This is a genomic window from Paraburkholderia sp. CI2, from assembly GCF_014201055.1.
Classification (GTDB): domain Bacteria; phylum Pseudomonadota; class Gammaproteobacteria; order Burkholderiales; family Burkholderiaceae; genus Paraburkholderia; species Paraburkholderia tuberum.
In genome coordinates, this window is sequence record NZ_JACHDL010000001.1 from 42,538 (window position 1) to 65,119 (window position 22,582).

General features: G+C 60.3%; 20 protein-coding genes. 9 read left to right on the forward strand and 11 right to left on the reverse strand.

The genetic code is table 11. The annotated features are described in order from the left end of the window. Positions 1–34 precede the first annotated feature (34 nt). From HDG32_RS00190 to HDG32_RS00200, 3 genes are all read right to left on the reverse strand, one after another. On the reverse strand, positions 35–511 hold the full coding sequence (locus tag HDG32_RS00190; protein WP_018425151.1) for a response regulator: 477 nt from the start codon (positions 509–511) through the stop codon (positions 35–37). A 443-nt stretch (positions 512–954) separates the two neighbouring features. Continuing rightward, positions 955–2,628: an ATP-dependent DNA ligase gene (locus HDG32_RS00195; RefSeq protein WP_184062279.1), complete on the reverse strand. Its 1,674-nt coding sequence runs from the start codon at positions 2,626–2,628 to the stop codon at positions 955–957. 10 nt (positions 2,629–2,638) lie between these two features. Next, positions 2,639–3,721, reverse strand: a complete 1,083-nt coding sequence (locus tag HDG32_RS00200; protein WP_184062281.1) for a ligase-associated DNA damage response exonuclease — start codon at positions 3,719–3,721, stop codon at positions 2,639–2,641. Between the two features lie 159 nt (positions 3,722–3,880). Between HDG32_RS00200 and HDG32_RS00205 the strand changes: the two genes are divergently transcribed. From HDG32_RS00205 to HDG32_RS00225, 5 genes are all read left to right on the forward strand, one after another. Beyond that, the gene (locus HDG32_RS00205; protein WP_184062283.1) at positions 3,881–4,783 is read left to right on the forward strand and encodes a YihY/virulence factor BrkB family protein; all 903 of its coding nucleotides are present in this window, start codon (positions 3,881–3,883) and stop codon (positions 4,781–4,783) included. Between the two features lie 96 nt (positions 4,784–4,879). Further along, positions 4,880–6,715 carry a thiamine pyrophosphate-requiring protein gene (locus HDG32_RS00210; RefSeq protein ID WP_184062285.1) on the forward strand — a complete coding sequence of 612 codons (1,836 nt, stop codon included), beginning with the start codon at positions 4,880–4,882 and terminating at the stop codon, positions 6,713–6,715. A 247-nt stretch (positions 6,716–6,962) separates the two neighbouring features. Next, entirely contained in the window at positions 6,963–8,063 is a 1,101-nt protein-coding gene (zapE, locus tag HDG32_RS00215; protein WP_184062293.1) for a cell division protein ZapE, read from the forward strand. A 250-nt stretch (positions 8,064–8,313) separates the two neighbouring features. Then, positions 8,314–8,742: a VOC family protein gene (locus HDG32_RS00220; RefSeq protein WP_184062295.1), complete on the forward strand. Its 429-nt coding sequence runs from the start codon at positions 8,314–8,316 to the stop codon at positions 8,740–8,742. A 229-nt stretch (positions 8,743–8,971) separates the two neighbouring features. After that, positions 8,972–9,259, forward strand: coding sequence for a hypothetical protein (locus tag HDG32_RS00225; protein WP_184062297.1), 288 nt, complete (start codon positions 8,972–8,974; stop codon positions 9,257–9,259). A gap of 213 nt (positions 9,260–9,472) precedes the next feature. Here the strand turns inward: HDG32_RS00225 and HDG32_RS00230 are convergent, their stop codons facing one another. The 3 genes from HDG32_RS00230 to HDG32_RS00240 all read right to left on the reverse strand — a co-directional run bounded on the left by HDG32_RS00230 (position 9,473) and on the right by HDG32_RS00240 (position 13,220). Beyond that, positions 9,473–10,660 carry a pilus assembly protein TadG-related protein gene (locus tag HDG32_RS00230; RefSeq protein WP_184062299.1) on the reverse strand — a complete coding sequence of 396 codons (1,188 nt, stop codon included), beginning with the start codon at positions 10,658–10,660 and terminating at the stop codon, positions 9,473–9,475. Between the two features lie 10 nt (positions 10,661–10,670). Next, positions 10,671–11,087, reverse strand: coding sequence for a TadE/TadG family type IV pilus assembly protein (locus HDG32_RS00235; protein ID WP_184062301.1), 417 nt, complete (start codon positions 11,085–11,087; stop codon positions 10,671–10,673). A 1,221-nt stretch (positions 11,088–12,308) separates the two neighbouring features. Next, on the reverse strand, positions 12,309–13,220 hold the full coding sequence (locus HDG32_RS00240; RefSeq protein ID WP_260335475.1) for an AraC family transcriptional regulator: 912 nt from the start codon (positions 13,218–13,220) through the stop codon (positions 12,309–12,311). Positions 13,221–13,374: 154 nt separating this feature from the next. On the opposite strand from HDG32_RS00240, the gene HDG32_RS00245 reads away from it, so the two are divergent. Continuing rightward, positions 13,375–14,208, forward strand: a complete 834-nt coding sequence (locus HDG32_RS00245) for an oxidoreductase (RefSeq protein WP_184062305.1) — start codon at positions 13,375–13,377, stop codon at positions 14,206–14,208. Here HDG32_RS00245 and HDG32_RS00250 read toward each other — a convergent pair. Next, positions 14,183–14,518, reverse strand: a complete 336-nt coding sequence (locus HDG32_RS00250; protein ID WP_184062307.1) for a hypothetical protein — start codon at positions 14,516–14,518, stop codon at positions 14,183–14,185. The genes HDG32_RS00245 and HDG32_RS00250 overlap by 26 nt on opposite strands. A gap of 120 nt (positions 14,519–14,638) precedes the next feature. Further along, positions 14,639–14,995, reverse strand: a complete 357-nt coding sequence (locus HDG32_RS00255) for a DUF4148 domain-containing protein (RefSeq protein ID WP_409339991.1) — start codon at positions 14,993–14,995, stop codon at positions 14,639–14,641. A gap of 775 nt (positions 14,996–15,770) precedes the next feature. Between HDG32_RS00255 and HDG32_RS00260 the strand changes: the two genes are divergently transcribed. Both HDG32_RS00260 and HDG32_RS00265 read left to right on the forward strand, forming a co-directional pair. Next, on the forward strand, positions 15,771–17,720 hold the full coding sequence (locus HDG32_RS00260) for a hybrid sensor histidine kinase/response regulator (RefSeq protein WP_184062311.1): 1,950 nt from the start codon (positions 15,771–15,773) through the stop codon (positions 17,718–17,720). Between the two features lie 69 nt (positions 17,721–17,789). Then, positions 17,790–19,736: a hybrid sensor histidine kinase/response regulator gene (locus tag HDG32_RS00265; protein WP_184062313.1), complete on the forward strand. Its 1,947-nt coding sequence runs from the start codon at positions 17,790–17,792 to the stop codon at positions 19,734–19,736. Between the two features lie 43 nt (positions 19,737–19,779). On the opposite strand, the gene HDG32_RS00270 is transcribed toward HDG32_RS00265, so the two are convergent. Together HDG32_RS00270 and HDG32_RS00275 are read right to left on the reverse strand one after the other, a co-directional pair. Beyond that, positions 19,780–20,484, reverse strand: a complete 705-nt coding sequence (locus HDG32_RS00270) for a response regulator transcription factor (protein WP_184062315.1) — start codon at positions 20,482–20,484, stop codon at positions 19,780–19,782. A 348-nt stretch (positions 20,485–20,832) separates the two neighbouring features. Further along, positions 20,833–21,078: a hypothetical protein gene (locus HDG32_RS00275; protein WP_184063429.1), complete on the reverse strand. Its 246-nt coding sequence runs from the start codon at positions 21,076–21,078 to the stop codon at positions 20,833–20,835. On the opposite strand from HDG32_RS00275, the gene HDG32_RS00280 reads away from it, so the two are divergent. Next, on the forward strand, positions 20,999–22,063 hold the full coding sequence (locus tag HDG32_RS00280) for a DMT family transporter (protein WP_409339992.1): 1,065 nt from the start codon (positions 20,999–21,001) through the stop codon (positions 22,061–22,063). The genes HDG32_RS00275 and HDG32_RS00280 overlap by 80 nt on opposite strands. Here the strand turns inward: HDG32_RS00280 and HDG32_RS00285 are convergent. Continuing rightward, on the reverse strand, positions 22,060–22,518 hold the full coding sequence (locus tag HDG32_RS00285; RefSeq protein ID WP_018425186.1) for a bacterioferritin: 459 nt from the start codon (positions 22,516–22,518) through the stop codon (positions 22,060–22,062). The genes HDG32_RS00280 and HDG32_RS00285 overlap by 4 nt on opposite strands. Positions 22,519–22,582: the final 64 nt, after the last annotated feature.

Consider the following 22,582-nt stretch of genomic DNA (forward strand, 5'->3'; position numbering starts at 1 on the left):
GCGCAGAAGTAACAGAACTGTCAGTAAGTTTTCGCTAACAACGTGATTCAGATGATGGCTCCGCCGCATGCAACGCCGCCGCCGATTCGAGCACGCGCAGCAGACGCTCGGGTGTCAACGGTTTGGCGCAATGCGCGTCGAAGCCGGCCGCCTTCGCGAGCGCGCGATCGTCGCGCGACGCAAACGCGGTACACGCGACCAGCAGCATGTGTGAAGTCTGCGGATGCGCGCGCAGCCGCCGCGCGAGTTCGAGCCCGTCGAGTCCAGGCATCTTGATGTCGAGCACCACCGCGAACGGCTGCCATTCGCGCGCGGTCTCGCACACGGCAAACGGATCGTCGAGCGCGCGGCATTCGAAGCCGTCGGCCATCAATAGCATTTGCAGCGCATCGGCCGCTTCCCGGTAATCGTCGACTACCAGCACACGACGATGCGCGGCCATCGCATAGCGGATCGGCCGCCATACGAGCACGTCGTCGCTGCTGTCCACGTTGTCGTTGAACACTGTCATTATTTCTCGCCCTTTTACATTGGCCCTGAAGGGCATCCGCGCCACACGTGCAAGATTCGATCCCATTGCTTTTGCCGGACTACGATCAGCTTTTTGTTATTCCCGCTTCGCATCGGACGATGCCGCGGCCAGCACGCCTCGTCGCGCATTCCAGCATTTCAATCAGCTGGAATGCGGGATTCAGCGTGACCATTCATCACGGCATTTGAATGACGGCGCCTACGATGTGCGCGCTGCGCAACATCGATTGACGCTCTGTCTTTGTGCTATCCGCCTCGTTCCGGGGCGTCGCAGGTTATCGGTAATTTCAACGAATTGGGGGGCCACGCAATGCATGCCGCTTGCGCACTGATGGCGCGAATCGATGACGCGGTCTTAACAAAGAATAAGCGACGATGCCGATAAAAAAATGCTCGACATGTTAGGGGTTTGTGCTCTGCGGGTTATCCCGCACGATTATCGATGAACCCTTTCAACATCGCGAGCGTGTCTGCGTCGTCGATGTGTTTGTCCGTGCGCCAGCGCAGCATGCGTGGAAAACGCACGGCCACGCCGGACTTGTGACGCGAACTCGCCTGTATCCCTTCGAAGCCGATCTCGAACACGAGCGTTGGCGTCACGCTGCGCACGGGGCCGAATTTATCGACGGTGGTCTTGCGCACGATCGCATCGACCCGACGCATCTCTTCATCCGTGAGCCCTGAATAGGCCTTCGCGAACGGCACCAACGTGCGCACGCCGTCGGCCTCGTCCCACACCGCGAACGTGTAGTCCGTGTAAAGACTCGCGCGACGGCCGTGACCGCGCTGCGCGTAAACAAGTACAGCGTCCACCGCATAAGGCTCGATCTTCCATTTCCACCACGTGCCCGACGCCTTGGTACGACCGACGCCGTACATCGACTCGCGCTCCTTGAGCATCAAACCTTCGACGCCGCGCGCGCGGCTCTCGTCGCGCAACGCCGCGAGCGCGGTCCAGTCCGCTGCAAGGACGAGCGGCGATATGCGCAGCAGACCACGCGCCAGCGTGCCATCGACGGAGCTGGCCAGCGCATCGAGGCGTGCGCGCCGTTCAGCGAGCGGGTTCATGCGCTGGTCCTGTCCGTTTGCTTCGAGCAGATCGTATGCGAGCAGCGCGGCGGGCGAATCCGCGAGTATCTTGCGCGTCAGCGTCTTGCGCGCGATGCGCGGTTGCAGCCGCGCGAACGGCAATGGCGCTGCCGCGCCGGGCTCCCACGCGAGAATCTCGCCATCGATCACGTGGCCATCGGGTAATGACTCGCCCAATGCCGCGACTTCGGGAAAACGATCGGTAATCAGATCCTCGCCGCGCGACCACAACCACACGCGGCCGCCGCGTTTGACGAGTTGCGCGCGTATGCCGTCCCACTTCCACTCGATCAGCCAGTGCGCGGGATCGCCGAGCGTCGCCGGATCGGTCTGCAAGGGATGCGCGAGAAAGAACGGATACGGCAGGCCGAGGTCGCTATCGTGTTCAGGCGCGTGCGCTTGCATATCGTCGTCGGTCTGCGGCGCGATCAGACGCAGATAGCGCGCCGCATCGGGCTTCTGTTGCGAATCGGTCCAGCCGACCATTCGTTGCGCGATCCGCTTGTGATCGACGCCGGCCACTTCGGCGAGCGCACGCACCACCAGTTGCCGCGCGACGCCGACACGAAAGCCGCCGCCGATCAGCTTGGTCAGCAGGAAACGACCGCCCCAGTCGAGTTCGTCCCAGTAGCCGAGCAGACGCCTGCGCAACTCGTCGGGCGGCAGGCCGCGCAGCGGCAGCATGCGTTGCTCGATCCATTGCGTGAGACCCAGCTCGGACTTGCGCGACGCCGGCGGCAGGATATGCGCGATGGTCTCGGCCAGATCGCCCACCGCGTGATACGACTCCTCGAACAGCCACTCGGGCAAGCCGGCGCGCTCGCGCGCGATTTCGGTCAGCAAACGCGTCGGCACGAGTTGACGCGGCTTGCCGCCCGCGAGGAAATACGACGCCCATGCCGCGTCTTCGGGGTCGGCCACCGAGAAATAACTGGTCAGCGCCGCGAGCTTGTCGTGCGTCGACGTGGTCGCATCGAGCGCGGTGTAGAGAGCCGCGAAGCGTTTCATACGGTGCCCGTCATGATTCGCTCGCCGCCGGCGCTTGGTCGGCGCCGGCCGCATCGGCTTCGACGGTATCGTCGCCGTATTGCGTTTCGAACGCGCTGGCGTGCAGGCCCTGCTCGTTGAGCCAGCGCACCATCGGTTCGATCGAGCCATGCGTGACGATCACGCGGGAGGCGCCGCTCTCGCGTATCGCCGTTTGCAAACCCGGCCAGTCCGCGTGATCCGACAGCACGAAGCCACGATCGACGCCGCGCCGGCGACGCGCGCCGCGCAGGCGCATCCAGCCCGACGCGAACGCATCGCTGTAGTCGCCGAAGCGCTTGAGCCACGCGCTGTTCTGCGCGGACGGCGGCGCGACGATCAGCGCCTGTTTGAATACGCCCTTGTCTTTCGCGGCAATCTCGCCGACCAGACCGACCGCCGGCAGCCGCACGCCCGCGTCGCGATACGCGCGATTGAGCGGCTCGAGCGCGCCGTGGCAGAAGATCGGCCCGATCGCCGCATCGACACTCGCGAGCACGCGTTGCGCCTTGCCGAATGAATAGCAGAACAGCACCGACGCGCGCCCTTCGGAGGCGTTGTGACGCCACCATGAATCGATCGAATCGAACACGCTTTGCGGCGTATCCCAGCGATAGATCGGCAGACCGAACGTCGATTCGGTGATGAACGTATCGCAGCGCACCGGTTCGAACGCGACGCAGGTCGGATCGGCTTCGAGCTTGTAGTCGCCCGACGCCACCCACACGCGGCCCGCGTGTTCGATGCGCACCTGCGCCGAGCCGAGCACGTGCCCGGCCGGATGCAGCGACACGCGCGCCGCGCCAATCGTCAGCGGCTCGCCGTAGTCGAGCGGGTGCAGCGCGATGCCGGGCAGCCGCGATAGCAGCACGCTCGCGCCCGAGCGCGTGGCCAGGTAGCGCTGATGACCGAAACGCGCGTGGTCGGAATGCGCATGTGTGATCACCGCGCGTTCGACCGGCCGCCACGGATCGATGTAAAAATCGCCGGGCGGGCAATACAGTCCCTCCGGCCGCGCGATCACCAGATCGTTGGCTTGCGGCGCGGTGTCGGTCTGACGCGGCGGCTGATCCATCGGCTGTCCTCGGCAAGGGAACGCGATCTTGCGAACGCGGCCAAGCAAACTATATGCCGCACCATTGATGGCCCCGTTTCTGCTTACGGTATATAAAGCACACAGGCGTGTCGAGAGCGGCTGCCATCCGGCAGTGCCCGGCGCGCACCGCGAGGCCTCATGCCGATCCTGCTCGACCAGCAAGCGCTGTATATCGCCAGACATCCCTGGCGCTTCCTGCTGCAAACGCTGAAAGCGTTTCGCGCGAACCAGGGGCTGCTGCTCGCGGGCGCGGTCGCGTACTACGCGTTGCTGTCCATCGTGCCGCTGCTGATCCTGATCGTCATCGTGTTGTCGCGCGTGGTGCCGCAGCAGCTGGTGCTCGACGCGCTTGCGCATCTGCTGCGCTGGCTCGTGCCCGGACAATCGGCCGCGCTCGTGCGTGAGCTGTCGAACTTCCTGCTGCATCGCGCGGTAATCGGCTGGGTGCTGCTGCTGACGATGATCTTCTTCAGCTCGCTCGCGTTCACCGTGCTCGAAAACGCGATGTCGCTGATCTTCGTGCATCGGGTCGTCGTGAAGCGGCGCCACTTCCTGATCTCGGCGCTGCTGCCGTACTGCTACATCCTGTTTCTCGGCGTGGGACTGCTGATCGTCACGTTCGTGTCGAGCGCGCTCGACACGATCGGCGCAGAAGGACTCAAACTGTTCGGTCTGCACGTGTCGTTGCGGGGCTTCTCGCGAGTGATGCTGTATCTGTTCGGGCTCGCCGGCGAAATCTTCGTGCTGACCTCGGTGTATCTGGTGATGCCGGTGGGACGTCCGTCGCTCAAACACGCGCTGATCGGTGGCGTGGTGGCCGGCGTGTTGTGGGAGATCACGCGGCACGTGCTGGTCTGGTATTTCGCTACGCTGTCGCAGGTCAGCGTCGTCTATGGCTCGTTGACGATGGCGATCGTGATCCTGCTCAGCTTCGAATGGCTCGCCACCTTGCTGCTGTTCGGCGCGCAGGTGATATCGCAATACGAGCGCTTCGGCCACGAACCGCTCGACGCGCCGCAGCCGAGGATCAAGACCGGGTAGCAAGCCATTCGCAAGGAACAAGCCTTGCTCGCCGATACCGACGACGGCCGCCCATTTCGCAGGGCGGCATCGACTGGCTATCGAGGAGCGAGGATCATGGCTGAAACCGTCGGCGATTTCATCATCGGGCGGCTGCACGCATGGGGTGTGCGGCGAATCTACGGCTATCCGGGCGACGGCATCAACGGCGTGTTCGGCGCGTTGAACCGCGCGCAGAGCGAAGCGAAGAAACGCCACAAAAGCACGGATCAGCCGGGCCCGATCGAATTCATTCAGGTCCGTCACGAAGAAATGGCCGCGTTCATGGCCTCCGCGCATGCGAAATTCACCGGCGAGTTGGGCGTGTGCATCGCCACCTCGGGGCCGGGCGCATCGCATCTGCTGACGGGGCTGTACGACGCGCGCATGGATCACATGCCGGTGCTGGCGATTACCGGTCAGCAGGCACGCGCGGCGATCGGCGGACACTATCAGCAGGAGCTCGATCTGCCCGCGATGTTCAAGGACGTGGCCGGCTCGTTCGTCGGCTTTGCGACGCTGCCCGCGCAGGTCCGTCATCTGGTCGATCGCGCGGTGCGCATCGCGCTCGCCGAGCGCGCGGTCACGGCGCTGATACTGCCGAACGATCTGCAGGACATTTCCTACGAGCCGCCGGGGCGCAAGCATGGCACGCTGCATTCGGGCATCGGTTACGCGCGCCCGCGCGTCGTGCCGAGCGACGAGCAATTGCGCCAGGCCGCCGACGTGCTGAACGCGGGCCGCAAGGTCGCGATCCTGGTCGGCGCGGGCGCGCTGCACGCGACCGACGAAGTGATCGCGATCGCCGAGAAACTCGGCGCCGGCGTCGCCAAGGCGCTGCTCGGCAAGGCCGCGCTGCCCGACGATCTGCCGTGGGTGACCGGTTCGATCGGCCTGCTCGGCACGAAGCCGAGCTACGACATGATGACCCATTGCGATACGTTGCTGATGATCGGCTCGGGCTTCCCCTACTCGGAATTTCTGCCGAAGGAAGGCGACGCGCGCGGCGTGCAGATCGACATCAAGGCCGACATGCTGAGCCTGCGTTATCCGATGGAAGTGAACCTCGTCGGCGATAGCGCCGAGACGCTGCGCGCGCTGCTGCCGCTGCTCGAGGAAAAGAAGGATCGGCTGTGGGGCGAGCGCATCGAAGGCTGGGTGTCCGACTGGTGGAAGACGCTGGAAAAACGCGCGCACGAACCCGCGAAAGATGGCCTGAATCCGCAGCTCGCGGTATGGGAGCTGTCGAAGCGCATTCCCTCGAACGCGATCGTCACCAGCGATTCGGGCTCGGTCGCGAACTGGTACGCACGCGATCTGCAAGTGCAGCGCGGCATGATGTGCTCGCTGTCGGGCGGGCTCGCGTCGATGGGCGCGGCCGTGCCCTATGCGATCGCGGCGAAGTTCGCGTACCCCGAGCGGCCCGTGATCGCGCTCGTCGGTGACGGCGCGATGCAGATGAACAACATGGCCGAACTGATCACGGTCGCGAAGTACTGGCAAGGCTGGAGCGATCCGCGCTGGATCTGCATGGTGCTCAACAATGGCGACCTGAATCAGGTCACATGGGAGCAGCGCGTGATGGAAGGCGATCCGAAGTTCGAGGCCTCGCAGAACATTCCGTCCGTGCCGTATCACCGCTTCGCGGAGCTGATCGGTCTGAAGGGCATCTATGTCGACAATCCCGATCAGATGGCCACCGCCTGGGACGACGCGCTCGCGTCGAATCGCCCGGTCGTGATCGAGGTGAAGGCCGATCCGAACGTGCCGCCGCTGCCGCCGCACGTCACGCTCGCGCAGGCAAAGGCGTTCGTCGAGACGTTGATGAAGGGCGATCCCGATCAGGGCAACGTGGTGGTCGAAACGGCGAAGCAGGTGCTCGGTGCCGTGCTGCCGGGGCATCACGACAAATGACGCGGTAGCGGCTCGACGACGCGTGTGCGCGCCAACGTTCGACGCAGAACGTGGCTGGTAAAATGGCGCGCGCTCCGTGCACGCGCTCATTGGGTCTGCTTCGCCGCAGGCCATCACGTCGGCCGTTATCTCATGCTCACACACATCCTCGCCGTTTTCGCGGCGGCCCACACTGCGTCATTCGCGCAAGTCGCATCATTCGCGTCGTTCGCGTCGTTCGCGTCATCAGGCATGGACGCTCTTGCCCATGCTTGACGAAACCCGCATCGCGCGCGCACTGACCGCGCGCGGCATCTCTGCCGATGCGCGGCAGCGCGAGGCCATCGGCGCGCTCGTCGGGTTGGTCGGCGCGCAGCAGCGCGCGCGGCAGGCATGGTCCACCGCCGCGTTCGGGCCGCAAGGCGTCTACTGTCACGGACTGCCGGGCCGCGGCAAGAGCCTCGTCGTCGATACGCTGTTCGAGCTTGCGCCATGCCGCAAACGGCGCCTGCATTTCCACGAGTTCCTGCGCGAGATGAACCGCCGGCTCGTGCACGCGCCGCGCGGCGACGACCGGCTCGGCGACGTGTCGCGGCAATGGCTCGACGGTATCGAGCTGCTGTGCTTCGACGAATTTCATGTGCACGATATCGCCGACGCGTTCCTGATGGGCCGCTTTCTCGACACCGCGATCAACCTGGGCACGCGAATCGTGCTGACGTCGAACTACGCACCGGACGATCTGTTGCCCGACCCCGAGTTTCACGAGCGCTTTCTGCCGACCATCGCGCAGATCAAACGCGGCTTCACGGTGATCCATTTCGACGGCGTGCGCGATTACCGCTTCAGCGGCGAAGCGGCCGAGGTGCCGCGCTTTTTCGCGCCGCTCGACGCATCGAGCGAGGCCGCGTTGCGCGATATCTTCACGAGCCATGAACGCGACGCTGCGATCGAGCCGATCAGGCTGAGCGCGGCGGGCCGGCCGCTCGAAGCGCGGGCAGCCGGCCGCGCGCTGCTGTGGGCGGACTTCGAGCAGTTGTGCGTCGCAAGCCGCTCGCACCTCGACTACCTCGATCTCGCCGAGCAATGGCAAGGCTTGATCGTCGATCGTCTGCATACGGAAGCGCTGAGGCAGCCGCATACGCTGCAGCGCCTCGTCTGGCTGATCGACATCTTCTACGACCGCAAGCGTGCGCTCTTCATCGCCTCCGATCAGCCGATCGAGACCGCGTTGATCGGTCTCGAAGGCGCGCGTGATCTGTCGCGTACGCTGAGCCGGCTTGCCGAGATGCAGTCGCGCGCATATCGCAGCACGCTTGAACGGGGCGGCGAGGACAACGCGCAAGACGGCATCAACGCCGAGGCTTGATGGCCGGGCATCGCACCCGCGCGCATTTCTGCAATTCTTGCAAAGCAACGGTAAAGCGTGCCAACGCCGTTTCGCCTCGACGCACGCGCCACGGCGCCGCGCGATGCATCGCCGGCCACCCGAAACAAGCCTACACTCAACCATGCCATGCCCCGCGGTACCGGAAAACTCGCCGCCAGATCAGTTCGATGGGCGTGGGCGAACCTGTTCGTTCTTCATCGCGCCGCTCTTTCGCGGCAAAGGAGAAGCCATGGAAAAGATCCCAAAAGCCACGGCCTTGTTCATCGCAGGTTTTGGCCCGATTGTGATTGAAGCCCAGGCAAGCCGCGATCTCTACGGTCGGGCCTTCGGTATCCCCTTCAAGGAAGAGAACGGCGGCTATCTCCATACGGAGGGTCTGAACGGCGCAAACTCTTTCGCCTTGTGGCCGCTCTCCCACGCCTCGCAGTCGTGCTTCGGCACGGATTCGTGGCCTCGCGACGTACCCATCCCGCAAGCCTGGATCGAGTTTGATGTCGACGACGTCCAGGCGGCAACGGCGGAACTTGAATCGCAAGGGTATCGGATGCTGGTCAGGAACCGGAATGAGCCGTGGGGCCAGACGGTCAGTCGCTTCATCGGGCCGGAAGGATTGCTGGTCGGAATCACGTTTACGCCGTGGATGCGGGAACAGAAATGATGGGCAACCACAGTGGCAGTCTTGCGCGCGTTGACTGATAGCCTCAGATCGGGGACCAGCGCGCGTCAGGTTACCCGGTTAGCGCCGAAAATCGATATTCACCATTGTGAATAATGCGCGTAACTATCAGCCATCGCTTTCCTAAACTTGGCATTAGGCGAGCACGACGGAAACGGTGCGGATGCATCGTTTGCGTCGAAATCGCAGTCCAACCAAGGAGACGCGTGTCATGAACAAGGCAACCAGCACATTGATCGCGGCCGTCGCCGCACTCACGCTGTCGGGCAGCGTATATGCACAAAGCAACAACACGCTGGCGACTCCGACCACACAGTCGCCGGCCGCTGCAACGAGTGGCTACGGCACGCCTGGCGCCACCAACACGGACAGCGGCGCCGCGTCGTCGACCTCGGGCCAGCCGAATAGCGCGAACAGTCGCTCGACGTCCCGCCCCCCCGCTTACGGGGTTAACAACTCGCTGGCGACCCCAACCACAAAGTCGCCAGCCGGCCAATGACAGCAATCAAGGCTGGCAACCGGGCGCAAATGAGCGCAAAGCGACCAGGCGGTTCAATTTCGTCGGGCGTAGCGTGACCGAATAGCCGCGACTTGCAACACAGATCGCGACGGTAGAAAAAAGTTGGTGTGACTGGCCGGTCATAAACGCGCCAGAAGGCCGAGTTCGCCCCAACGTGTCGGCCCTGATTGCCACGACGTCTCGATTGCAAAGCTACTGAACCAACCGGGGCATCATGATCGTCCCATAGTCGGGCCCGATGCCGTCCGTCTGGTTGTTTTTGCAGTAGTTGGGATCGTTGCCCATCTGAACGGTGATGACTGCGTTGGAGCCGCTGCCCGTCTCGTTCAGGATGTGCAGGCACCCGAATGCGACTATCGGCGGAGTACTCCCCTGTCCCCCCGTGACGTTACTCACTACAGCTACGGTCACCCAGGCACAACTACCCGCCGAACCCGCCGCGATCTGACTACACGTTGCAACACTGTGGAACGCATTGCTATTTAGGCCCGTTTCAAGATAGATCGGTTCGCCGATAGACATCGGACTTGCGTTTCCGCTCGTCATCAACCCGACTATGGCGCTGGAACCAAGCTGGCTGTTCGCCGATGAGAGGGAAGTCCATTGCCCTGCGTTGCAATTGGCGGCCTGGTACGACGCTCTGATCGCGAAGATGTACGGTTGGCCGATCGTCTGCGGAATTGGTGTGCCGTTGTTCGCCGCTTGGGGGTCGGTTGTACTGGTAGCAAGATCGGGTGAATTGGTCGCCGAATTCCAGTAGGTGTCGTAGAGGCATCGCGACATCACAATCGGGAACAGTGCCCCAACTTCAGCGGTTCCCGGGCTAGCCACGACCGCAGTCGCTGTCGCACTCGTCTTCAGCGACGCGATGTTCAGCACTTGTGCCAGATACACCGGAACGCCCCCGTTAGAGTCGGTCCCGTCCTTGTGGACCGTCACCTGGACCGCCGGCACGATGTTTCCGCTTGCTACCGGCACGGTTGCCTGGGATACACCAGCCGCGACATTGCTGACATTCACATAGCCGGTAGTGACATCCGACGGATGCAGTTGGACGGCTGCCCCTTGGACGTTGTTATTCGGTCCGAACGAAACAGCCTCGGTCTGCGAGTCGTTCCAATCCGGATTGGCGGCGTTCGCGTTGTTGCAGCCAGGGTTGTTGGCTTGGGCATATAGGCACTGTGCCCCTGCAAGCGCCGCAGCGTCGGCGGCAGTCTGTGCCTGAGTGCGGGCGAGCATCAGGTTGCCAATGTCGATCGCGAGCGCCGCGAAGCTCAGGAGCATAAGCAGCAGCAGAGCGACCATGATCGCCACCGCACCCTTTTGCTGCTTCATCGATTTTGCGCGGCGCTGAGTACGCATGGTATGGATGTTACGCATGATGTTCTTCTTATTCGTTGTTCATCGTGGCCGTGGAGCTCAAGGTGATCGGCCCAGTCAACGGGTTCATCAGGGGGCCGAGCAGCAACCCCGTGAACGTGTACGAAACCTTGACTGCCAACGCGGTGCCGAACGACCCGCCTGCGTTGGTCACCGAGACCGACGGTGTCGGGTTTTTCGTCGCAAACGAAATCAGGTACGAGGACGTATAGCTGGTCACCACGTTGGTGATGTTTGTCGTCGTGGGCCTGGGACTTGTTAGCACGATGCCCGCCCGCGCGCCCTCCCTGGCGGCGTTGGTGATGACAGCCTGGTCGTACAGCGCCAGGCCGAACTCGACGATCCCAAACACAATCAGCAGCAGGATCGGAAGTACGAGCGCGGTTTCAACGGCCACCACGCCCTTTTGCATTTTTTTCAGGCTCATTATTTGACTCCGTATGCGCTCACGCAACAGTCACCGACAGCACCTCGTTGGCTAAAGCTTGCGCTCTGCTCTGGACGCTGATTCGGTCGACGCGATCTTGAATTTCGCAAAGGCGCGGCTAGCGCCGGGGAATCGAAGTGGGCGTGAACAGTAACGAGCCAGCGCACATCGAGGTAACACCGATGACGTGGCCCGCTTGAAATATGATGGAATCGCGACGGTGCTGTTCGCTTGATTTCTCATGGTGTCCCCCGACGTTGAGTGCCACACTCCGCATGTGATTGCTGAATGCGAAGGGCCTCGAGAAGCCATCTGGTTGTCATTTTGGCTTCGCTTATAGCGCTAAAGCATACGAGGCGTATCGGGGGAATCTGTGCGCTTCCAGACAATTCTTCAGCAATAAAGGCAAAACGGCTATTGAAGACGACACATTGGGTTCGTTTATCTCGCTACGCTTGATCCTGGCCACCCGGTTTATTGCTTCAGATGCCTCATGCTCAATGAGATCGACGTTACTGCATCGCGGTGGATGAGAAAGTGGCTTGACCCGGCCGCAGCGCCTCGACAACTCCGGCCGCGGCTGCTCTCGCGCAGTCAGACATAGCTGAGTTGCATTTATCGCGCAGGCTTCAATTCAAGAAGACTCCGGCGAATGCGAGCGATAGTCATTCCACCAATCGCATCTGCCCGCGAGTTTCGAGTCGTTGCTGCGCAAGAACTTTAGCCTTGCGACGTTTTCGCGAACCCTCACGCAGGCACATGGCCCGACGCGTTCGTGCTTCGTCATCCACACACGCACAGCCATCTGGGCGCGTGACCGCGATTGTGTATTCGTCGTCAAGAGAAGCGGTGTGTTGTTGATCGAGTCCTTCATGCAGTCAGTTGATCCGTTGGCTCGGTGGTTTGCATCGCCGCTTGAAAACGGCCGCCGTCCCAGTATCCCCCTAACTTTCGGACAATCGGCGTGACATCGAACAATCGCGCTCACCGGTGCCGGTTGTGATCCAACGCTGCCCTGATTACGACGCGGGGCCGGCGGTCTGGCAACCCGCGGCCAGCGAAGACGGTTACTCGCGGCGGGTTTCAACCTGCGCTGAAAGCCTCCCTCGTCAAAAGTAACCGTCCTCCATGACGACGTTGCGGGCGCATGATTCTCACCGTCTAGCAGACACTCGTGGATGTCCGATCACTGATCTACGATCGAACCGAACCGCGGCAAATTCAGTGCGACGAGACATAAGCCGTATCAGCGAATACTGCCGGGATCGCGAAGCTCTCGCGCATACGCTTTGCCTCTGCGGCAGGCGTCAAGCCAAACAGACGCCTGAATTCCCTGCTGAACTGGGACGGGCTCGCATAACCCACAGCGTGTCCCGCCGCCTCCGCGGTTAGCTCCTCGCGCACCATTAACAGGCGAGCCTGATGAAGGCGCGTCGACTTCACATATTGCATCGGCGACACCTGCGTAATTGCCTTGAAGTGGCTGTGGAAACTCGGAATGCTCATACCCGCTTCGTCGGCCAGTTGCCTTACGTCGAGGGGCTGCGCATAGCTTGCATGAATCAGGCGGAGTGAGCGGCCTATCTGGCCGAACTGTCCTCGCATCGCCAAAGCCTCGCGCAACGAGCCTCCCTGGGCTCCGGTGAGCACCCGGAAATACAGTTCACGCAGCAGCCCGGCGCCCAACACAGCAGATTCGAGTGGCCGATGCATCGCCTCGAGGAAGCGCAGCACGGACGCTTGCATTGCGTCATCCATCGGCGTCGACATCATGCTTTGAGGTGCTGGTGCGCACTCCCCCACGCCTTCGCGGTCGATCCGCTCCGCAAGTTCGGCGGCCAATCCGAAATCGAGGTGCAGATACAGCGCGAGCAGTGGGCGCTCCTCGGTTGCGTCGGTCTCCATGCTGAACGGCACGGGCACGGACACGGCCAGGTAGTGACGCTCGTCGTACAGGTAGAGCTGGTCGCCGAAATAACCTCGCTTGCGGCCCTGGCAGACGATCACGATACCGGGATCGTACAGAACGGGCGTGCGCGATAGCGCCCGGTTCGACCGCAAGATGCGGACGCTCGGCAGTGCCGTCAGGTTGTAGCCCTCGTCGGGCGCCAATGCGCGTAGCAGGACAATCATGCGTTTCTGGCTTCGAGAGGATAGATCTGGATGCTGGGCCAAAGCGCGTATCGTGTTCATAGTTTTATGCAAGAAAATCAGCGGAATTCGGCTTAATTTGCCTCGCTGGTCAGATTAGTATGCACTCTCCAATCGACATTCGGGAGAAGCTTCAATGGCAAGCAGCAAAACTCTGCTCATCACCGGCGTCAGCAGCGGCTTTGGCCGCGCGCTCGCACAGGAAGCGCTGGCGGTGGGTCACAAGGTCGTCGGTACGGTGAGAAGTGCCCAGGCAAAGCGTGAATTCGAGTCCGTATCCGCGAATGCCGCTTGGGGACGCGTGCTCGACGTGACCGACTTCGACGCGATCGACGGCGTCGTGACGGAAATCGAGGCTGGCATCGGCCCAATCGATGTGCTGGTCAACAATGCCGGCTACGGCCACGAGGGCATCATGGAGGAATCGCCGCTCTCGGATATGCGCCGACAGTTCGATGTGAATGTATTTGGTGCGGTCGCCATGATGAAGGCCGTCCTGCCGTTCATGCGTGAGCGCCGCCGCGGCCACATTCTGAATATCACATCGATGGGCGGCTACATCACGATGCCGGGAATCGCTTATTACTGCGGGAGCAAGTTTGCGTTGGAGGGCATCTCCGAGGCGCTTGGCAAAGAGGTCAAGCCCTTCGGTATTGCCGTGACGGCCGTGGCGCCGGGCTCATTTCGCACTGACTGGGCAGGTCGCTCGATGACGCGGACCCCCCGCTCGATTTCGGATTACGACGATATTTTCAATCCCATCCGCCAGGCCCGCGAGGAAAAAAGCGGCAAGCAATTGGGAGATCCCAGGAAAGCGGCGCGCGCAATGCTGGCCGCCATGGCAGCGGATCATCCGCCCACGCGTCTTTTGCTCGGTAGCGACGCACTCGGGCTCGTTCGAGACAAGTTGTCGGCATTGAACGTGGAAATCGATGCATGGGAGGCTACCACCGTTTCGACGGACGGCTGATGAGCGCCGAGGCTGAGAAGCTGTCGAGAACCGTATCCCGCGGCGTCGGGTGCGAACGAAGCGATGCTTGCCCGATCTGAAAGTCCGTTGGCAGCGAGGATTTGTTGAGCCAGACGCGAAAGCTCATCGAAGGCGGCTCGATGCTCGAATGGATTAAGGGGCGAAGGAGATGTATGACCAACGTCCCGAGGATCAGCAACATCGCGCCTGCAACGCTGTTGTTAGTGCGCAGCAATACATTGGCGACGTAAAGTGTCAACGAGGTCAACACCATGTGGCCGGCGATGCGTATCGACCGCGGGTTCATCATTTCACCTGGAATTCGTTGCGCAGGGTCCGAAGATTCGGACGCCACCGGTGAGGACGCCCCCAGACGATCCAGGCACGTTACCCGGATCGTCGGGGCGGTGTCGGGCGAGCCATCTCGCGGTCAATTACCGAAGAAAAGGTTGCAATAACTTGCGGGGCCGACGCACGACGATGGCGAGGGCTTCGACACATGCTGGACACTGCCGGAAGCTGCGGTGCCGTTGGTCGTCGTACCGCCAACGTCACTGTTGCCCGCCTGCTGGCTGTCCTGTGCAGCGATCTTCGCTTCAGCAGCCTGAATTTGCTCGGGATACTTCGTATGGTCGCCGTCGCCCATGTGATAGCCGGCCTGCTCGAGACGGATCAGTTCCGCGCGCACCTGCGCACGGGTGACGGGCGCGGTGCTCTGAGCGAGGCTGACGACTGGGCTGGCAAGCGCACAGCTGGCGAGGACAAGGCATGCAAGGGTTTTCATCATGGAGCTCCTTGATTCATGGCTAACTTAACAATCGGGAAACCGAATAGCACACTGCAGCCAGTTCTGCAGACAAACTGGAAGTTGTGGTTGATATGGGGTGTGGAGTCGTCCGCGACTCAGCTGGCTTAACTCGGTGGCGTATTGCGGATCATGTCGATCTCCCTGAAAGTGAGGTGGAAAACGTCGCGCATGTACGCACTGCGTTTTCCGCATCGGCCGGTTATAGAGCCGTACTCGTAACAGGCATTCGACAAGAGAAGAACGCGGGCCGTTGTGCGGTGATTGACGCCCTTCTTGTATCGAATTATGTTGCATTATTGCGCCGTGTAATCGCGTCAGTTGTAGTTACGTCGATAATTTGATGTTCGGCATTAAATGTTCCTTTTCGGGAGAATAAATGTTGGGTGTCGCTTTACGATTATTCGCTAGAGTGATTTCTTGAGAGTACGGCGCACGCCTGGTTACGGATGCAGTTCGACGCGGCACACACGGAGCGAGCACCCAATATCGCAATTGGCGAGCCGTGCTTGATCAGGACAACCGCGAGTTACTGGTACCGCGCAGCGCGAGAGATCAGCCTCATACTTACCCTCGTTCAGCAGCTTTGACGGTCTTCCGCGCAACGCTCGGCACAGCGGGCACAAATCTCAGGTAGGGACCACCTGCGTGGATCACGAACTTTTGTTCGGCAAAAAACAGAACACTTGTCCATCGACTTGTTGGCGGACCGCTAGCACAATGGCGTGTAGCTGCACCTGATGCCCGGAGGCCTGTTATGGCGTCCTGTACCCGAACACCACGTGATTCCGACGCGAACGAAAAGCCCGGGGCCAGAACATCACTGTGCGCGGGCGAAACGGCTCACACAATCGAGCGCCGCAGATTCGCTGAATTTATGAATCTGTTTGTGGGACCGGTTGCAGCACTCAGTACTGAGCAGAATCTCCTCGTCAAACGCGAGTTATTGCAATCGCTGTCCCGCCGATCGGTATATTGGATCGCGCTACTGCTGGTCGGAAGCCCGTTCTGGTTCGTATTTGGATCGTGGATCAAAACATCGGATATTTATCCCTTGTTCCGTGTCGTCTGGATCCTGGGACTGTGGGGGATAGCCGCTCCTTTGGCAGCATACTTGCTGAAAAAGACCATGACGCTCCCGAAGCACGCCAGCGTCAACGCGGTCGAGCAGATGCACTGGGCATGGGCTGCATTGGTCATGCTGACATCTTTCTGGTGGGCGGCGGCCAGCTTTGGGCTCATCCCACCCAAATTCGTGGTCCTCCATGGTTATTACTTTAGATTCGGCCGGTATGGCTTTCTGGAACTGACGATGATCTGCCAGGCATTTACGTTGCTGCTGCTCGCACCCAGTCTTCGTGCGGCTTTAGGCGCACTCGTGATTGGCACTATCCCATTCGGAGTTAACATGGCACCACTGTTCTTTATTAACCGGCCAGGAATGTTTGACTGGTATACGGCTCAAATAATTGGCTATTGTGTCGTCGCATGGTTCATTTGCAACGATCAGCAACGCACATGTGTAAAAGAGGTTGTTCTCGAGGAGGCGCGTTCTCAGGCTGTAGCGGCAACGGCGGAGAAGAACCAATTTATCGCCGCAATAAGCCATGACCTGCGTCAACCGCTCACCACGCTCGGCCTGAAGTTAGATTTCATCGAGCGGGGCATTAAATCGACCAATCTGGTTGAAGACGTCTCGATTGCGCAAAGGCAAGTGGATGCAATGGAAGGGATGATTAACGGGGCACTGGATATCTGCCGCCTCGAGTCCGGCACCTGGAATGTAGAAATTCAGGAGGTGGCGCTGCCTTCCCTTTTACGCGGCATAGTCGTGGATATGCAGCCGCTGGCTGAGGCAAAGGGGCTGAAGTTAAGACTCCGTAGTCGCCCCTATCTGGTCCGTACGGATCGACATGCGTTGGACAGGATCGTCCGGAATATGGTGCTCAATGCGGTCCGTTACACGCCTTCCGAACAGGGAGGCAAGAAGGGACATGTTCTGGTGAGTTGCCAGAGGCGAGGCAGCGGCATAAAGATAAGCGTCTGGGACAACGGGATCGGTATCCCTGAAGGTCGACAGGCGGATATCTTCAAAAGCTATGTACAGGTCGATAATCCCGAGAGGAATCGTGAAAAAGGGTTCGGCCTGGGTCTGTCCATTGTCCAGGGGCTCGCGAGCCTTCTTGGTCACAAACTGGACGTGGACTCGACACCAGGACGTGGATCGCGTTTTTCGGTTACGGTCCCGTTCATGGGGCTCATACCGCCGGCGTTGCGCGAGGTTCAAACGGTTGAAGACGGCGACCCGGACCTGACCAATATGGTCGTGGCGATCATCGAGGACAACAGCGACTTAAGAATCGAAATATCGATGCGCCTGATCGAGCATGGCTGCTACGTCGTGGCGGGGGAATCATCATCCGACGTCATCGAGCAGCTGCGCATTGAGGCTTTGGCAAGCGGTCCGCACTTCATCCTCTCCGACTACCGGCTGGAAAACGAGGACGGCATTGCGGCGATTACGGCGGTCCGCGCTGCTACCGACGCTTCGATCCCTGCGATCCTGTGGTCGGGAGACACCTCGTCAGCTGTGCTCAAAAAAGTAGCCGTCGGTGGCATCAAGCTTTTGTCGAAACCGGTTTGGGAACGAACCTTATTGACCGCACTTGCAGAACATAAGCCAAAAACATTGACCGAAGGCGGGTGAAAGAGATGGCAGGGGAACACAAAGCTTGCATAACGGAGCGTAGCTGCACTTGATTCTCGGAGGCCTGCTATGGCGTCCCGTATTCAAACACGACGTGATTCCGACGCGGGCGAAAAGCCCGGGGCCAGAACATCACTGTGCGCGGGCGAAACGGATCACACAATCGAGCGCCGCGTATTCGCTGAACTTGTGAATCCTTTTCTGGGACCGGTTGCGGCACTCAGTACCGAGCAGAATCTCTATGTCAAACGTGAGTTATTGAAATCGCTGTCCCGTCGAGCGGTATGTTGGACCGCGCTAGTGTCGGTCGGAGCCACACTGTTGTGCATATATGGATCGTGGATCAAGACGTCGGATAGCTATCTTTGGTTCCGTGTCGTCTGGGTCCTGGGACTGTGGGGGATAGCCACTCCCATGGCAGCATACTTGCTGAAAAAGACCATGGCGCTCCCGAAGCACTCCAGCGTCGACGCGGTCGAGCAGATGCACTGGACATGGGCTGCAGTCGTCACACTGACATCGTTCTGGTGGGCGGCGGGTAGCTTTGGGCTAACCCCACCCGATTTCTCGGGCCATGCTCCCTACGTCAAATTGGCCAGTTCTGGCTTCCTTGAGTACACGCTAATCAGCCATACATTTACCTTGCTGCTGCTCGCACCGAGTCTTCGTGCGAATTTAGGTTCATTCGTGCTCGGCGCTATCCCGTTCGGATTTAGCTTGGGACCACCTCTATTTATTTACCGGCCAGCAATGCTGGGCTTTTATACGGCTCAACTAATTGGCTATTGTTTCCTCGCGTGGTTTATTTTTTACAGTCAGAAACGCGCATATGTTAAAGAGATTATTCTCGAGGAGGCGCGTTCTCAGGCTGTAGCGGCAACGGCGGAGAAGAACCTGCTTATCGCTGCGATAAGCCATGACCTGCGTCAACCGCTCACCACGCTCGGCCTGAAGTTAAATTTCATCGGGCGGAGCATTAAATCGACCAATCTGGTCGAAGGCGTCTCGATTGCGCAAAGGCAAGTGGACGCGATGGAAGGGATGATTAACGGAGCACTGGATATCTGCCGCCTCGAGTCCGGCACCTGGAATGTAGAGATTCAGGAGGTGGCGCTGCCTTCCCTTTTACGCGGCATAGTCGTGGATATGCAGGCGCTGGCTGAGACGCAGGGGCTGAAGTTAAGACTCCATAGTCGCCCCTATCTGGTCCGTACGGATCGACATGCGTTGGACAGGATCGTCCGGAATATGGTGCTCAATGCGGTCCGTTACACGCCTTCCGAACAGGGAGGCAAGAAGGGACATGTTCTGGTGAGTTGCCAGAGGCGAGGCAGCGGCATAAAGATAAGCGTCTGGGACAACGGGATCGGTATCCCTGAAGGTCGACAGGCGGATATCTTCAAAAGCTATGTACAGGTCGATAATCCCGAGAGGAATCGTGAAAAAGGGTTCGGCCTGGGTCTGTCCATTGTCCAGGGTCTCGCGAACCTTCTTGGTCACAAACTGGACGTGGACTCGACACCAGGACGTGGATCGCGTTTTTCGGTTACGGTCCCGTTCATGGGACTCATACCGCCGGCGTTGCGCGAGGTTCAAACGGTTGAAGACGGCGACCCGGACCTGACCAATATGGTCGTGGCGATCATCGAGGACAACAGCGACTTAAGAATCGAAATATCGATGCGCCTGATCGAGCATGGCTGCTACGTCGTGGCGGGGGAATCGTCATCCGACGTCATCGAGCAGTTGCGCATTGAGGCTTTGGCAAGCGGTCCGCACTTCATCCTCTCTGACTACCGGCTGGAAAACGAGGACGGCATTGCGGCGATTACGGCGGTCCGCGCTGCTACCGACGCCTCGATCCCTGCGATCCTGTGGTCGGGGGACACCTCGTCAGCTGTGCTCAAAAAAGTAGCCGTCAGTGGCATCAAGCTTTTGTCGAAACCGGTTTCGGAACGAACCTTATTGACCACACTTGCAGAACATAAGCCAAAAACGTCGACCGAAGGCGGTTAAAAGTGATGGCAGGGAAACATGAAGAGCGGTGTAGCAGAGATCTTCACGACAGTCGCGTATCTGCTGCCCCACTTCCAAGGGTAAGCTCGGCATTGACTCGAAGTGCAGCTTCAACGCGGTTTCTGACTTGAAGTTTGTCGTAAATAACACAAGAAACCTGTCTGACATGTCCCTCGGAGACGCCAAGCTCTCTTGCGATCTGTTTACCTGAGAGGCCACGTGCAATGCAACGCGCCAAATCCCACTCTCGCGGAGAAAGCCCAAGATGATGCTGATTCTGGCTAGCTGAGGGCGCTTGTGTCGAGCAGGCAAAGCGGAGCAAGACTTCTTCCGGAATCCAGAGTTCACCTCCTAAGATCCTGCTCAGTCCAATGAACATTTTTTTGTACGCGCCTCCTTTCAACAGGATTCCCCGAGCGGCGTAGTCACGCATGCACATTCGCAAAATTTCAACTTCATGATCGTTTCCAGGAGCAAGTCCTGTGCAGATGACCACGGGAACATTGGATGGATTTCCGGCCTGAAAATGCTCAAGTGTCGCGGCGCCACGATTCTCACCATCCAGATTAAGATCCAGGAATACCAGGTCCGGGGGCGGTGTCTTGTTGACTTCTTCAAGCGCGCTGGCAAGCGTAAAGACGGGCGTGATGTCGATTGGGGCTGCGCTCAGCTCCGACGCGTGTGTTTGGACATATTCGGAAAGAGCAACGCAAAGAATTTCGTGGTCATCGACCCATAGGATTTTCATGGTCGCTTCTCCTCTTTATACATCCGAGAAAAGCATCGATCGTGCGCTACGTTTGTGCGGAGCACTGCCTGACAGCTTAGCATATCGAGCGAGGCCGCAGATCCTTGAACTGCAGAGTGTTGCGGACCCGCGGTCTCTAGCGCACAGGGTGTGCCATGTTCGCGCCGTGTGCCGCGCCCCGGGCGGCACACGGCTTTGCGCGATCGAATCGGTTTGCGCGGCAGCCGCGGGCATGAAGGCGATTCGCGAGTGGTGGTGGCGCACGGACAGCCTCGCGGCGAAATGTCTGCGGCGTGCCGACAGTTCGATGCTCCGAACATGTGCGAAGTGCGTCGACGTATGCCCCTATCATTTCGTCCAGGCGGTGTTGAACGACCGATGTACCTTGCCGCGATAGTCGAGCCGCGTGTCGGTGACGACCAGGTTCACCGCTGCCGCGCCGAACGGCGAATTTCGTCCGTCACCCCAGCGATGGTCTGTAAACTGTCCCTTCTGCTGCGCACAAGAGGTTGGAGTGGTGAGATCAGGATACGGCGCGATATTCACCGCCTTAATCGCCGCGGCGCTGTTCGGCGCCGCGACACCGTTGGCCAAGGCGCTGCTCGGCTCAGTCAGCCCCTTCATGCTCGCAGGACTGTTTTATCTCGGTAGCGGCCTGGGGCTTGGGGTCGGCATCGCGTGGCGTGCCTTCCGATCGCGCGGACTTCACTCCGCCGCGGACCACCGCATCACCAAAGGCGAGTTGCCTTGGCTGATCGGGGCGATAGCGATGGGTGGCGTCGCCGGCCCCGCATTGCTGATGCTGGGCCTGTCCACCACACCAGCGGCAACGAGTTCGTTATTGCTCAACCTTGAGGGTGTGTTGACCGCAGTGATTGCCTGGGTGGTCTTCCGGGAAAATGTCGACATTCAGGTTTTTCTCGGGATGGTGGCGATCGTTGCGGGCGGCGTGCTGCTGTCGTGGCATCCGGGACAGTCAGGCGTGCCGGTGGGTGCGTTACTGATCGTCGGCGCGTGTCTGTGCTGGGCAATCGACAACAACCTGACGCGCAAGGTCTCGGCGAACGACGCGATGGTGATCGCGTGTCTCAAAGGGATGGTGGCCGGTCCCGTGAATCTCGGCATTGCGATCGCGGCGGGCGCTTCGCTTCCGTCAGCAGGAACCATGGCGGCAGCGATGCTGACCGGGCTTGGCGGTTACGGCATCAGCCTCGTGCTGTTCGTTGTTGCACTTCGCCATCTCGGTACGGCGCGTACAGGCGCGTACTTTTCCGTTGCGCCGCTGTTCGGTGTCATGCTTTCGCTGATCATATGGCCCGCGCTACCCAATCTGTCTTTCTGGATTGCCGCCGCCCTGATGGCGCTGGGTATCTGGCTACATGTGCGCGAGCGGCATGAGCATGAGCACAGCCATGAGTTTCTTGAACACACGCACCGGCATCGCCATGACGAGCACCATCAGCACGCGCATGATTTTCCTTATGCCGGTGAAGAGCCGCACACGCACCTTCACGTGCATCTGCCTATTGCACATTCGCACGCGCATTTCCCCGATATCCATCATCGGCATCAGCACTAGCTGTCCTCCGACGTCGTCATTTCCCCAGGGCGGCGCAGCATCTTGTCGACTTCGCCCGCGTGCATCTCCTCGACGTGGATCATCTGACGGGCGAACTCCTCGAGTGCAACCGAGCGGTCCTCGACGAGCGCCAGCAGGTCGCGATACAACTGCAACGCAAGATTCTCGGCTTGCAACGACTCGCGGAGGATCGAAGAGATATCGAAGGTGTGCGAGTCGAGCAGAGGACCGATCGCAAGCGACGGATAGGCACCCAGAGTCGTGATCCATTCGCCGGCCTGCTGTGCGTGCAACAACGATTCATCGGCCTGCGCGCGCAACCACGACCTGATTGGAATGCGTCCGAATCCGAACACAAGGAACGAATAGTGCGTATATCGGACGACGCCGGCCAACTCGGATTCGAGAATCCGGTTCAGCACCGCAACAACGTCTTCCTTATTGATCTCGGCCATTTGAAGTCTCCTTTCATGGCGCGGCGAGGCGTCCGGCCTCGCGACCGAGTAGGCCGGCAAGCGG

Coding starts and splice junctions, on each gene's coding strand:
- HDG32_RS00190 (WP_018425151.1), bottom strand. CDS start 511: ATGACAGTGTTCAACGACAACGTGGACAGCAGCGACGACGTGCTCGTA.
- HDG32_RS00195 (WP_184062279.1), bottom strand. CDS start 2,628: ATGAAACGCTTCGCGGCTCTCTACACCGCGCTCGATGCGACCACGTCG.
- HDG32_RS00200 (WP_184062281.1), bottom strand. CDS start 3,721: ATGGATCAGCCGCCGCGTCAGACCGACACCGCGCCGCAAGCCAACGAT.
- HDG32_RS00205 (WP_184062283.1), top strand. CDS start 3,881: ATGCCGATCCTGCTCGACCAGCAAGCGCTGTATATCGCCAGACATCCC.
- HDG32_RS00210 (WP_184062285.1), top strand. CDS start 4,880: ATGGCTGAAACCGTCGGCGATTTCATCATCGGGCGGCTGCACGCATGG.
- zapE (WP_184062293.1), top strand. CDS start 6,963: ATGCTTGACGAAACCCGCATCGCGCGCGCACTGACCGCGCGCGGCATC.
- HDG32_RS00220 (WP_184062295.1), top strand. CDS start 8,314: ATGGAAAAGATCCCAAAAGCCACGGCCTTGTTCATCGCAGGTTTTGGC.
- HDG32_RS00225 (WP_184062297.1), top strand. CDS start 8,972: ATGAACAAGGCAACCAGCACATTGATCGCGGCCGTCGCCGCACTCACG.
- HDG32_RS00230 (WP_184062299.1), bottom strand. CDS start 10,660: ATGCGTAACATCCATACCATGCGTACTCAGCGCCGCGCAAAATCGATG.
- HDG32_RS00235 (WP_184062301.1), bottom strand. CDS start 11,087: ATGAGCCTGAAAAAAATGCAAAAGGGCGTGGTGGCCGTTGAAACCGCG.
- HDG32_RS00240 (WP_260335475.1), bottom strand. CDS start 13,220: ATGATTGTCCTGCTACGCGCATTGGCGCCCGACGAGGGCTACAACCTG.
- HDG32_RS00245 (WP_184062305.1), top strand. CDS start 13,375: ATGGCAAGCAGCAAAACTCTGCTCATCACCGGCGTCAGCAGCGGCTTT.
- HDG32_RS00250 (WP_184062307.1), bottom strand. CDS start 14,518: ATGATGAACCCGCGGTCGATACGCATCGCCGGCCACATGGTGTTGACC.
- HDG32_RS00255 (WP_409339991.1), bottom strand. CDS start 14,995: ATGATGAAAACCCTTGCATGCCTTGTCCTCGCCAGCTGTGCGCTTGCC.
- HDG32_RS00260 (WP_184062311.1), top strand. CDS start 15,771: ATGGCGTCCTGTACCCGAACACCACGTGATTCCGACGCGAACGAAAAG.
- HDG32_RS00265 (WP_184062313.1), top strand. CDS start 17,790: ATGGCGTCCCGTATTCAAACACGACGTGATTCCGACGCGGGCGAAAAG.
- HDG32_RS00270 (WP_184062315.1), bottom strand. CDS start 20,484: ATGAAAATCCTATGGGTCGATGACCACGAAATTCTTTGCGTTGCTCTT.
- HDG32_RS00285 (WP_018425186.1), bottom strand. CDS start 22,518: ATGGCCGAGATCAATAAGGAAGACGTTGTTGCGGTGCTGAACCGGATT.